General features: G+C 54.6%; 10 protein-coding genes and 2 pseudogenes. All 12 read right to left on the bottom strand.

The window, feature by feature from the left end; all coding sequences use genetic code 11:
* Positions 1-2 precede the first annotated feature (2 nt).
* Entirely contained in the window at positions 3-2,222 is a 2,220-nt protein-coding gene (locus QQM41_RS14500) for an ATP-dependent RecD-like DNA helicase (protein WP_339078214.1), read from the bottom strand.
* Positions 2,219-4,444 carry a site-specific integrase gene (locus QQM41_RS14505; RefSeq protein ID WP_339078215.1) on the bottom strand — a complete coding sequence of 742 codons (2,226 nt, stop codon included), beginning with the start codon at positions 4,442-4,444 and terminating at the stop codon, positions 2,219-2,221. The genes QQM41_RS14500 and QQM41_RS14505 overlap by 4 nt, the downstream gene beginning before the upstream one ends.
* A 4-nt stretch (positions 4,445-4,448) precedes the next feature.
* Positions 4,449-5,480: a tyrosine-type recombinase/integrase gene (locus QQM41_RS14510; RefSeq protein WP_339078216.1), complete on the bottom strand. Its 1,032-nt coding sequence runs from the start codon at positions 5,478-5,480 to the stop codon at positions 4,449-4,451.
* A 57-nt stretch (positions 5,481-5,537) separates the two neighbouring features.
* Positions 5,538-6,398: pseudogene (locus QQM41_RS14515) on the bottom strand (ATP-dependent helicase).
* On the bottom strand, positions 6,395-6,964 hold the full coding sequence (locus QQM41_RS14520; RefSeq protein WP_281855815.1) for a hypothetical protein: 570 nt from the start codon (positions 6,962-6,964) through the stop codon (positions 6,395-6,397). The pseudogene QQM41_RS14515 and the gene QQM41_RS14520 overlap by 4 nt, the downstream one beginning before the upstream one ends.
* A 124-nt stretch (positions 6,965-7,088) precedes the next feature.
* A complete protein-coding gene (locus QQM41_RS14525) occupies positions 7,089-8,267 on the bottom strand; it encodes a DUF3991 and TOPRIM domain-containing protein (protein ID WP_339078217.1) in 1,179 nt (392 codons plus the stop codon).
* Between the two features lie 194 nt (positions 8,268-8,461).
* Positions 8,462-8,683, bottom strand: coding sequence for a hypothetical protein (locus QQM41_RS14530; RefSeq protein WP_339078218.1), 222 nt, complete (start codon positions 8,681-8,683; stop codon positions 8,462-8,464).
* Positions 8,684-8,717: 34 nt separating this feature from the next.
* Positions 8,718-9,017: pseudogene (locus QQM41_RS14535) on the bottom strand (single-stranded DNA-binding protein); the annotation flags it as partial.
* Positions 9,018-9,372: 355 nt separating this feature from the next.
* Positions 9,373-9,768 (bottom strand): hypothetical protein, encoded by a 396-nt coding sequence (locus QQM41_RS14540; protein WP_064776428.1) that lies wholly within the window; start codon positions 9,766-9,768, stop codon positions 9,373-9,375.
* Between the two features lie 43 nt (positions 9,769-9,811).
* Entirely contained in the window at positions 9,812-10,186 is a 375-nt protein-coding gene (locus tag QQM41_RS14545) for a hypothetical protein (protein WP_339078219.1), read from the bottom strand.
* Between the two features lie 12 nt (positions 10,187-10,198).
* Positions 10,199-11,104, bottom strand: a complete 906-nt coding sequence (locus tag QQM41_RS14550) for an ArdC family protein (protein ID WP_061490295.1) — start codon at positions 11,102-11,104, stop codon at positions 10,199-10,201.
* A gap of 22 nt (positions 11,105-11,126) precedes the next feature.
* Positions 11,127-11,288: a hypothetical protein gene (locus QQM41_RS14555; RefSeq protein WP_155738466.1), complete on the bottom strand. Its 162-nt coding sequence runs from the start codon at positions 11,286-11,288 to the stop codon at positions 11,127-11,129.
* Positions 11,289-11,827: the final 539 nt, after the last annotated feature.

The raw sequence follows: 11,827 nt of genomic DNA on the forward strand, positions 1-11,827 counted from the left end.
TTTTAAGGTTTCTTTAGGCGGGATAGATGACCTGTACCTGACGTACCCACCAGCCAGTCTCTCAGTTTTGACCAACGTAGCCTTCCGCCCTGATTTCGCACAGCTATGGCCAGAGCCTTCTTCTGCCCGACCAGCACGACGAGCTTCCGCCCCCGTGTAACACCGGTATAAAGCAGGTTCCGCGCCAGCATCGTATAATGCTGCGTCACCAGCGGGATGACCACTACCGGATATTCCGAGCCCTGGCTCTTGTGAATGGTCGTCGCGTAGGCCAGCACCAGTTCGTCCAACTCGCCGAAGCCGTAAACGACCTCCCGTCCATCGAATAAGACCGTCAGTTCGCCCTCTTCCACATCGATCTTGTCGATAACGCCGAGATCCCCGTTGAAGACGTCCCGGTCATAATCGTTGGCGATCTGCATCACCTTGTCGCCGGGACCGTAGGTCCAGCCGAACCGCTCGATCTTCACGTCGCCTGCCGGGTTCAGCGCCTGCTGCAACTCGATATTCAGCGACCGTGCGCCCAGCCCACCCCGGTTCATCGGGCACAACACCTGCACGTCGCGGACCGGGTCCAGCCCGAACCGCGCCGGGATGCGGTCCTTCACCACGGCCAGCAACTTGCGCAGTCCGACCTCGGGCTCAGCCGCCTCCACGAAATAGAAATCCGATCCCTCTTCCGCGCTCAGCTCCGGCATCTTCCCTTCGTTGATCCGGTGCGCGTTGGTGATGATCCGGCTCTGTGCCGCCTGGCGGAACACCTCGGTCAGGCGCACCACAGGGACAGCATCGGAGCCAATGATATCGGCCAGCACCTGCCCCGGTCCGACAGAAGGCAACTGGTCCACGTCGCCGACGATCAGCAGAGCCGCGCTGTCAGGTAACGCGCGCAGCAGGGAACGCATCAGCAGCACGTCGACCATGCTGGCCTCGTCCACAACCAGCAGGTCGCAGGTCAGCGGGTTGGTATCGTCCCGTTTGAAACTGCCATTGCCCGGATCCGTCTCCAGCAGTCTATGGATGGTCTTGCCTTCCAGCCCCGTGCTTTCCGACAGGCGCTTCGCCGCCCGGCCGGTCGGCGCGCAAAGTTGCACGTCTGTGCCCTTGGCAGTCACGATCTTCAGAATGGCGTTGACCAGCGTGGTCTTGCCCACGCCAGGACCACCCGTGATCACCAGCACCTTGCTACGCAGTGCAAGGCGCACCGCTTCCTGCTGGCTGGGCGCCATGGCAAGTCCGGTCTTGCCTTCCACCCAAGTCATGGCCTTTTCAGCATCGATCTCCGGCCAGGGCGGCCGACCCACGGCGCAGGCGCGCAATCGCTCGGCGATGCTCTGCTCCGCGCGATAGAGACCAGCCAAGAAGATGCAACTCGTCTCTCCCACGCTATCAGCGACCACGTCTCCCGCTTCCAGCTCCAGCGCGAGGGCTGTTTCGATCAGAGGGGCGGCGACCTCCAGCAGTTCGGCGGTGCTGGTCAGGAGTTCACCGACCGGGAGGCCGCAATGCCCTTCATCCATCGCCTTACCAAGGGCATAGGAGATCCCGGCCCTCACCCGGATCATGGCATCAGGCGCGATCCCCATCTTCCGGGCGATCTGGTCGGCGGTTTTGAAGCCGATGCCCCGGATGTCCTTCGCCAACCGATAGGGGTTCTCGCTGATCAGTCTGACCGCATCCTGCCCGTAGGTCTTGAAGATCCGTACCGCCCGCGACGTGCCGACGCCGTTGCTGTGCAGGAACAGCATGATCTCGCGGATCACCTTCTGGTCTGCCCAGCCACCGACAATCCGTTCGGCCCGCTTGGGACCAATGCCTGTCACTTCCCGCAGGCGATGCGGTTCCTGCTCGATCAGGTCGAACACGGCCTCGCCGAACGCTTTCACCAGTTTTTTGGCATAGACGGGACCAATGCCCCGGATCATGCCCGAGCCGAGATAGCGCTCTATGCCTTCGACCGTGGTCGGCGGACTGGCCTTGAGGAACTCCGCCTTGAACTGCAAGCCGTGGGTGTGGTCGTTGAACCAGCGCCCCGACATCTGCACGAACTCACCCGCCGAGATCATGGCGGCATGGCCGACGACAGTGACCAGATCGCGCTGCCCCCGCACCTTCACCCGCAGGACGCAGAAACCGTTCTCGGCATTGTGGAACGTCACCCGCTCCACGAGGCCGGCCAGCGCTTCCGTTTGGCATTGTTCTCCAACCACGGCACTGGTCATTCTGATTCTGTGAACGGAGAGGACACTTGGGAACCGCATGTTGCCGAAATTTCGCCAGGCGTTCGGCCATCCAGCGCTGGCTTATCTCGAAGCTTGTTTAACATTCCCTCCAATGCTTCAACGTCTCCGGACACGGCATCCCGTTCCTCTGGGCTTAACCAGACCTCTTCCAGTAAACGATTGGCTGCTTGCTGAGCGGCCAGGACAACGCCCTTGGCGCTTGGCTTCGGAATATTGAAATAACAGCGTGCGCATGCCATGCGATGCGGACAAGTGCTCCAAAACGCATTGCTACAGTAAGAATCACCTAAATCGTAATACTTCCAAGGTGCTCCATCCTTCGTTGCGCCTGCCACAATAACCTCCTTATCAATAACAATTTCGATCATCCGCGCCGCCTGATCCGCCTTGGCAAACGCACTCGCCAATTGCGTAGGTTTCGACCGAACATAGCTCATCGTCGATTGAACGGACGTATGGCCGCACCATTTTGCCAAATCGAATATTGTCATTCCTTGCGGAACACTGGCCAGCATAGAAACGGCTGAAGCCCGTCCACGGTGACTTGTAATACGGCCTTTACTGTCCTCAATCGGAATACCAGCCTTTTTGCACAAAAGCGGGATAACAGTCTGATTTAAAACTTCCTTCGCGATTGGCCTGTTTCGAAGTTGAAAGAGAAAATGCACATGTTCACCGGTTCTCCGATCAAGATGTTTGCGGGGTGACGCACGTTTTTTCATCCAGGCCGTAATGTACTTATGAACAGCATGGCCGACCGGTTTGGTGTACGCAACCGAAGTTTTGCCTTCCGGAACATCAAGCCAGCAGACCTGCCCTGCCGGAACGACGTTGCCAGACTGATCAACCACATCCTCTGATTGTTCGCGCGTGCAGCCGACCCGAAGTCGGGCGATCTCATTGCTCCGAAGGCCTGCATGTGTCCACACCACGGCGATTGCCTGCAACAGGGCGAATGGATAGAAACAGTCAGGAGAAAGATCGTCTGGTTCAATGTTGAAGCTGGTCCAGGTCAGTTTCAGCCAAGAAGCATCATCTATGGTCCTGGGATTCACGCCAAGATATTTCGCAATATTCTTCGGTGTCGAGAGATGATATCGCGGATTACACCTGAGCCGCGCCCATTCCCAACTCTGAATATCAGATAAAAACCGGCGCATAACCTGATAATAAGCAACTTTCGTTGGAGCCTGCAGAGGCTGGCCAACTGTTGGGATCAGACGATAATCAAAGGTGGAACCGCCCCAATCGCCAACACGTAACCTGTCGACGGCGGCGAGATAGTCGGCACATACCGATACCGTCCATTGCTCTGGTCCTGTGACCTCAGGGTGCTCGCGACCCAACCAGATTCCGATACGGGTTAGAGTGTTGTAAACTGCTCGCCTCGACCCTTCTCGCAACGTTGTTGTTTCCAACCAACGTCGGCACCATGTCATCCACTCAGGATTGATATTATCAGTTTCAGTTCCATGACGAGGTTGGTATGCCCGGAAATGAATAACCTTCGATGTAAGCCCCATTGCCGCCAAACCGTTTGACAATATTCCAATCCGCTTGGCGATATGATTTCCTGTGTAACACTCTCGTGTATGTTCCAGTATCTTCCTGTCAAAACTTTCGAGTTTTGGATTCTCGCCTTGTAATGCAACTGCAGCAAATACTGATGGTACGAGGGGCCGAACGGTCTGACAGACGAAGCCGACACGGGTTAGGGCCGAGAACAGACGCTCACATTCTGTATCAACAATCTCCGCTCCAAAAACCAAGCGGGCAACGACAGCCGTCGCCACATTGCGTTGAATTTTGTACACGCTTCGAAAACCACACAGAAGATAAGCGACTGCAATCAACTGCGGTACCATTCCGGTTTTTTTCAGAACAGGACTATTATTGATAATCTCAACCCAGAGGTCTTCACTCCACCCCCAGTAGGGTTTTTCCTGGTGTGCGACCGTCAGAAGCAAATACTTCAAAGCACGATGGCTGTTAGCGCGGTCGAGATTGCTGCGATACAGGATGTCCGTCAGAGGCTTATGAAGACGCGGAACCTGCCGTTTTGTAATAACAAGATTTTCTTCTTTCCAACGTCTGACAACTTTTAATTCGTCTGCAGACAATGTCGCCCGTCTGTCGTATTCATCGAGATTAATGTGGAATTTGTATTTGGATGGGACGTGAGGAGCCTGAAATTCTGCCACTTTTCTATCCTCCGAAGACCCTGTTACCAAGCTTCATATCCATTTGTTCGACTGAGTTTGCGATCTTGCGAAGCAGATCTTCACCGGAAAGATGGATATAGAGTGTCGTGCTTTGAACATTGCGATGCCCAGCATAGGTCGCAATATCGTGTAGACACCAGCCAGCACGGGCCAGATGCGTCAATCTCAGGTGACGCAAAGTGTGCGTACTGAACAATGGCATATCAGCCTGAAGAGCAAGACGTCTGACAGTTTTGCTCCATGACCACTTCGTAATAGGCTGCCGAAAGTTCCGATCTGACTCAGATAGAAACAGGGCTGCTGAATGGGTCGCTGCGTTGCGCCTCCGATGCAGATATACCGCCAACACAGGACAGAGCACCGCTGAATAACAAACCACACGCGGGCGGGCGCTTTTACTTGTTTCGGCCCGAATGGTGAGCAGACGTCTCGCTGGGTCGATATCCGAGACGCGCAAATTTACTAATTCTTCTCGGCGCAATGCGCCGTAATACGCCAGTGCAAACATGAGACGGTTTCTCACCGTGTCCTGTGCGACCACTTCTTGCAAGCGTCCCCATTCTGGATCGGACGGCAAATGCGGCAACAGTTTGGAACGACGTACCAAACCATATCGAAACCCGACATGTTCAGAGAGTGGCCCCCGTCCTGCAACAGCCTGCCCTCGCGGCACCGGATTTCGATGTTTGATTCCTTCAAAGACCAAATGATCATACCAAAGTCGGACGGCGGACAGGCGCTGATGAAGCGTAGCATTGCTCACAGCAGCGCGAGTGGATAGGAAAGGAACGTCTTCTCCACGTAAATACCTTACAAATAGTGAAACATGACTCAAAGTTGCTGCCTCAGGAGCAACACCTGCTGCCTCACAAAAAAACAGATACTGTTCCAGACCTCTGGCATAGGCGTCTATGGTAGCGGGCGAACGGCCAAGATTGTCGAGCAACGAAAGCCATAAGCATCCTTGAGAGTTCTCAGAAACCTGCGGATATCGTGACCATTTAGGCTCAGGCATCGTACCCTCCCTTTGCAACACGAAGGTATAGATTCAAGCCGATGTATTCCAACTAACTTATAAGATGCTCTGTGAATCATCGCCCACAGCAAAAAGCTCTCCTGACACCTCAGAGATCATTTTGAGCCAGAGAAACTGGGCGCGGTTCACGTCCTGAAATTCATCGGCCATGACAGCTGTAAAACGGCGGGACTACCGATAGCGATAGATCTCGTTTTGAAGCATGGTCAAGGTAGGCCACATCAGCAGATCGCCAAAATCCGCGGCATTCTGCTCACGCAGCAAACTCTGATAGCGTGCATACAACCCGACAACAAAACGCCAGCCTGCATCATCAACGAAACGCTTCTGGGCATGCGCCCGCGCAATCATGGCCTCCACATGATGCCCCGCCATTTCAGGCGTCACCAGCTCTTCCTTCAGACGTGAGATACGTTCTGCCATCTTGGTAATCTGACGCGCATCTCCCGGCTCGCCCTCCATCGGACGCGGTAGCTGTTCAACAGGAACAGACTTGATCAGACGGCGGACAATTGCCAGCACGTCATCCGCGTCCCTGATATCAAATCCTGGCCGCAAATGGGCAATGTCTGGTTCAGCACGCAACTGGCGCGCGCACAGCGCGTGGAATGTGCCGAGCCATGAAGGTGCCATCCCCTCTCCGCAAGCCCGTGTAATCCGTTCCCGCATTTCGCGGGCCGCCTTGTTGGTAAACGTCACGCAGAGAATACGTGATGGCTCCATGCCATACAGTTCGATCCGCGTGGCGACACCAGCCGTCAGGGTCTTAGTCTTCCCTGTCCCAGCACCAGCAAGCACCAGAACGCGGCCTAGCGCCAAAGCTGCAGCACGCTGCGCTGGAGTGAGGTCGTCCAGCACAGGAGCGAGCCGCGGCGGGATGCTCAGCGAGGCGCTCATAACACACTGACCTGTTCTACAACGCGCCCCTCACACCGCTGGATTTCTCCATCCGTTGAGAGCACAAGAAATGGTTCATTCAGATCCCAGTCTCCCAAACGCTCGACCCAGACGCCACTGATAACGAGACCGAGTTTGGCACCGGTTCGCTCATCAAAACGCACAAGACATTGTGGCAAAGGCCCCTCTGGCCATTTTGCTGCCCCAAGGCGTTCAAGATGGATATCCCAGAACGCTTTTGCCGCTGGGGACTGATCAAGCTGCTGCGCAAGACCCGCCTTGATAACCAGAAGGTCAAGAACGTCATCGCGATATGTTTGTTCGTTTGATTTCATGGCTTCAATTCCTCCTGTGATATCCTCAACGACCTGTTCGACTGCTGTGGCGTACCAGCCTTTAACAATCAGGATTTCGGCATCTTTAGTGAGCATGGTGAACGCACACTCCAAGTCCCAGAGCCTTGTGTCTTCAGCATCTGAGAGAGTTCCCCCGATCACCACACCGATCAGATCACGAGTGCCATCCGTACAACTGACGAACTGGCAGGGTGCCTTCGCAGCATCCACACAATGCTTTTCCCAGACTCTTCTGGCGGGTTCATTACTGTTGAAAACTTCCAGAATTGCGCGTCTCCACCTTGGGTCGTGGATTTCGCTTCTTTGGTCATGATGATTCTGAGCGAACATGACGTTATCGACCTCCCAATGAGGGGCCACCAGAGCGCCTTACAGAAGGCGCGGCCTGATCTGCCTGAAGGACTTGTTCAGATTGCTGGCGTTTGCGTGATTTAAGGTCATCCACCCATCCTGCTGCGACCTGAGGGTTTGACGTGGCGGATGTCACTGACCCCGCCAGTTCCCCAAAAGGGCGAGGAGCCGAACTTTCCTTGTTGCCGCGTGCCCTTAAAACCTGATTCCAGTCAGATCCGGGTGCTTTGGGGGAGGCCCGCCCATTCCACAACCCGACCTCCTGAGCCATTTTTGAGTATAGTGCAGCATAGTGATCGCCCTGGTGATCATTATCGACCGCGATAACCAAACGGCCTTCTGGCCGTTTGGCCACGTCCGCCAGCATGTCCTTCAGCTCAGCAACACTTTCTGGACTCATGCCCCCACCCGTGGACAAGTAAAGCGTGTTGCGGGAAAAACGGTCCATAGAGGCAAAAGACAGGGCATCTATTGCTGCTTCAGCAATGACAACACGAGACGGTGGCACACCCGGATCAGATTCAAACCGAAATAACCGCTTACCAATGCCTCCTGTCGAAAACCCTCGATATTCCGGCCCACGCATTTCCATGCCGCTTAAAGCTCCCTGGTTGTCACGATGTGCGAACCAGGCTGTCCCGTTTGGACCTTCTCGTAACAGGTTCTGTTTTGCGGCTGCATCCAGTATGCGATCTGGCAATCCTCGCTCTTCGGAAAGATAGCGCCATGCAGCTGATCCCTGCTGGGGTGGATTACGATGTTCCCACATCCATGCTGGGTCACGTTTCTGGTTCGCATCTATCGAAGTCGGTTTGATCCGTTCCTTGACTTCGTAGCTAGGCTCCAGACCGATCAGGTTGCGTAACTCGCGCCGAACATGACCAAGATTAAGACCGGGCTTGAGGTGTTGAACAAGTTTGATGACATCACCACGCGCGCTACGATCTGGATTTGTCGGATCCCACCAGCCCTTACCACCGTGGTTGACAATGATGATTTCGCCTTCACCACGGCGGAATTTGAGGTTTTTGGCCGACCGTTGCGCTGTGGCTTCTTTGTCAAGACGATAGCCTTCGCGTTCAAGGACCAGTTCGCACCGAACACGCTCACGGAGTGTTGCAAGCTCATCCCGTTGTGCGTCGATGGCACGGTTATCTCCCATGACCAGCACTCCCCGAGGCCTGAAAGCTTTGTTTTCTTTCCGTGAGCCCAGTCTTTTGTAAGCACGTTTGACCGTTGGCAGTCGGCCTGCAGGCAGTTCGGTGCATGTCGGTTCTCCCCTCTCGGAGATCCATCCTGCAAGTGCATGATGCGACGAGTTTGAAAAATTATGGTCAATGACGATTTGTGATGTGTTCATGACCGACGCTCCGGGTGACTGCTATCAAGCATGTGTTCCCAGGCTTTACGCCGTGCCCGCTCCGCTTTGCGCCGCAAGGCCGCCTCAAATCGGGACGGAAGAGCATGGCAGCCGATACTGTAATCCAGGAAGGAGGCTTCAGACGACAGTTGGCGCCAGCTCGAACGTGCATTCGGGCGTACGGAAGATAAGGGGGTCATCTGCATCTGCATCGTCATGACGTTTGTCCTTTGCTGTTTTAATTTCTGGATTTCAGTTTTTGCGAACCCGTGGTTTTTTGACCTTCCGCCTGGTCGGTTTGCTGAGTTCAAGAATTGTGATGTCGCAACCAGACCCATCAATGACGATCTCGGTTCGCACCCACTGAGCCGGCCCTTCACTGACGAGTGTGGCGCGTAGGCGTCCTTCAACCAGAACCTGCGTGCCCTTTCGGCATTTGCGCATCGTCATGTCTGCAAGACGTTGATCGAGACAGACAATCTGATGCCATTCCCGCATTTGTTTCCGCTTGCCCTGAGACTGATCTGACCAGATCTCTGAGGTCGCCAAGGGGAAAGAAACCCGCTTCCCCCATTTTCCTGATCTTCCCGTAAGGGATCCTTGCCGAGATTTCCCACAAGGATGACGCGATTAACCGTTCCGCCCATGACAGATTTTCTTTCTGTTTTTCCCGGATTTGAGACGGCCCGCTGCCGCATCATCTTTCCGGGTGCGGTCCTTAAGAAGCGGCCATAGGCGTCGGGGTCAGGCCCTCGGGACGGCAGTGGTGCGGAAGCCGCGTGCGGCTTCACGGTGCCGTCACGACCGAAGGCTTGGGGCTTGACCCCGACGACGGTCGCTTCACACCGCACTGACCCGGAAAGATGTGCGGCAGTGTGTTGTCTTCTCTTTTCTTTCTTCTTTTCTGTTATTTATTATTCCTTCTTTCTTCCCATTTTATTTGAGATTTTCTGTAAAACCGTTCGGTATCGGGCAGGTTGGGATAAGCGTTGTCATCACCAAATTGACGTGCGTTGCTGACTAACCAGTGAGTGGCCAATGTCATTCGTTTTCCTGTAGCAAGATTACGAAGTTGAGCCCGATCTGACCGGCTGCTAACAAACACACTGAGCCATTTGCCTGTTAGAGGATCACGACGGGCGGCATGATACTGGCCGTTCAAAAATGCTTCGACGATCCATGGCTCGCGAGGACCGATATAATCGCCAAGTGGCATGTGATAGATTGCACCAAGCGCTATGGTTCCGACGCGCAACGGATTGTCCCCACCCTGAAAAGGTGACGTGTAATACTGTCTATTCATGATACGTGTTTTCCCGTGGGTAGGTATTTTGTGCAATCAGTCATTAGTTTTTATTGCACTGTTCTCGCTCAATGCTGTCGGCATCGAAGTAGTCAGGCCGGCGTTGAAGTTCCTGTTCTTCGAACTGATCGGCAAAGAGTGGAACTGCCTTTTCCAGCCGTCGGCGTAGATTTCGCCGACGTGCTGCCGCTTTGCGTGTGCCACTCCAGCGTTTGGGTGGGTCGAGCAAAGGAGACCAACCGTGTGACCATCCTGAACCAGGGCGGACACGCGGGGCATAGTGAGAAATGATCTCACGCTCTACAGTCCGGTCCAGTATGGTGCAGAGCCATAAACTCTTGCCGTCCGGCAGTGTGTCACTTGTTGGAGGGGGCATCGTATTCGGGTTAGCCCAGAATACGGACACAAGTGCCCGCATCCCCTGTCCCATTCAGGCCACCATCCGTGAAAATGGTGCAGCTAAACAGCTATCGTTACTCTGAAACGCCAGTATGTATTCCGCTGCCTGTGACGCGAGACGGGCTGCCGTAAAAACGGCCCGCTTGTCTTCCTTCAGAAGTGAAATCCAACTTCCAATGTAATCAGCGTGTCGCACTGTCGGCGTAATGTTCAACTCGGCAAGAACGAATGCCGCTGTGAGCTCAGCCACAATCTCCTCAGCCATATATTTGTGTGAGCCGAACCGTCCTGAGAGGTCACGGTCGAGACGGCTCTTATGGCCACTCCAGTGTGCAGTCTCGTGAAAAGCTGTGCGATACCAGTTAATCTGCTCAAAATAGGCATTCTGTGGGGGAAGCCGAATATAGTCTGGATCAGGGGCATAGAATGCCTTGTCCCCACCAATTCGGATATCCGCACCAGTGGCCTGCAGCAGAGCTTCTGCATGAGGGACGGTTTCTCGTTCCGGTAACGATGCGACAGTTCCTGTCATGTCTTCGGGGAGGTGTTCGCACTGGTCAATGTTGAAAACCGTATAGCGCTTCAGAAACTGAACGGCACGCGCTTCCTCTTCAGCCTCCTTGCCACCGGGCACAAAGCTGTCCGCATAGAAAACGGTCGTGCCCTTTTCACCTTTTCTGACGCTCCCGCCAACTTTGCGTGCCTGGTTAAACGTCAGCCATCTCTGGGAGGTAAAACCACACATCTGCACGGTTCCCCACAACAGCAGCACGTTGATGCCGCTGTAGCGGCGACCAGTGGTGACATTGAGTGGGAGTGACGGGCCTGAAGCGGTACTAGACCAAGGCTGCACCCACGGGGCCACTCCGTTTTCTAACTGCTCCACTATCCGGTTGGTCACATCCTGATAGAGATCAATACGTTCATGCTTGGTCATGATCCATTCCTCTCCTTAGACGTTAACCCAAACCGGCAAAGGTCATGCTGTGAGGGAGCACAAAGGCTGGGCCGCAGATCAGGATGATAAGTGTCAGCCCCAGAAGAATTGTTCCTGCCAGGAAACCTGCGAGTTCCAGATAATCGCGTGCTGTTGTGGGAAGAGGGAGTTTCGTATCGCGCATCGTCGGTGTCCTTTTTTCTTTTGGATACCTTCGCGCAACCGGAGCGGTGTGGCGGGGGCAAGAGCGGTGCGTCAGCACCGGGATCGGAGCCACGCACAGACCGCTTGCGGTCGAGCATGGCGAGAACCCACCTCTTGCCCCCGCCACGGCGCTCTGGTGCTCATTCTTAGTTTTCCCGTTTTTCTCTTTATTTTTTTGATCAAATTTTCTGTCTGATCTGGGAGTGATCAGGCTAACGCCAGCTCATTATTTTCGACTGCACGTATTAAACAGAGCATGACGTGCCAGATCATTCATGTTAGAAAAGACCTCTTCCTGATCACGAGAAAGCTGAAAGTGTGGCCATATTGGACACACTTACGCAGAAAACCGGCTTACGGGTGCGCCACTCATGATTGGAATGGCGTGAGGGTAAGGATGTAAGGTCATCATCAGGCGTTTATCGTGACGTCCATCCCACGATAATCCTTCACACGGCATCAGCAAACCATCACGAATAGCCTGACGGTCACGCTGGAAACAGACGCGTTCATTTCCCC

Source organism: Acetobacter sp. AC2005 (genome assembly GCF_037901235.1).
In the GTDB taxonomy this organism is placed as follows: Bacteria; Pseudomonadota; Alphaproteobacteria; order Acetobacterales; family Acetobacteraceae; genus Acetobacter; species Acetobacter oryzoeni.

Coding starts and splice junctions, on each gene's coding strand:
- QQM41_RS14530 (WP_339078218.1), bottom strand. CDS start 8,683: ATGACGATGCAGATGCAGATGACCCCCTTATCTTCCGTACGCCCGAAT.
- QQM41_RS14525 (WP_339078217.1), bottom strand. CDS start 8,267: ATGGGAGATAACCGTGCCATCGACGCACAACGGGATGAGCTTGCAACA.
- QQM41_RS14555 (WP_155738466.1), bottom strand. CDS start 11,288: ATGCGCGATACGAAACTCCCTCTTCCCACAACAGCACGCGATTATCTG.
- QQM41_RS14500 (WP_339078214.1), bottom strand. CDS start 2,222: ATGACCAGTGCCGTGGTTGGAGAACAATGCCAAACGGAAGCGCTGGCC.
- QQM41_RS14540 (WP_064776428.1), bottom strand. CDS start 9,768: ATGAATAGACAGTATTACACGTCACCTTTTCAGGGTGGGGACAATCCG.
- QQM41_RS14550 (WP_061490295.1), bottom strand. CDS start 11,104: ATGACCAAGCATGAACGTATTGATCTCTATCAGGATGTGACCAACCGG.
- QQM41_RS14545 (WP_339078219.1), bottom strand. CDS start 10,186: ATGCGGGCACTTGTGTCCGTATTCTGGGCTAACCCGAATACGATGCCC.
- QQM41_RS14510 (WP_339078216.1), bottom strand. CDS start 5,480: ATGCCTGAGCCTAAATGGTCACGATATCCGCAGGTTTCTGAGAACTCT.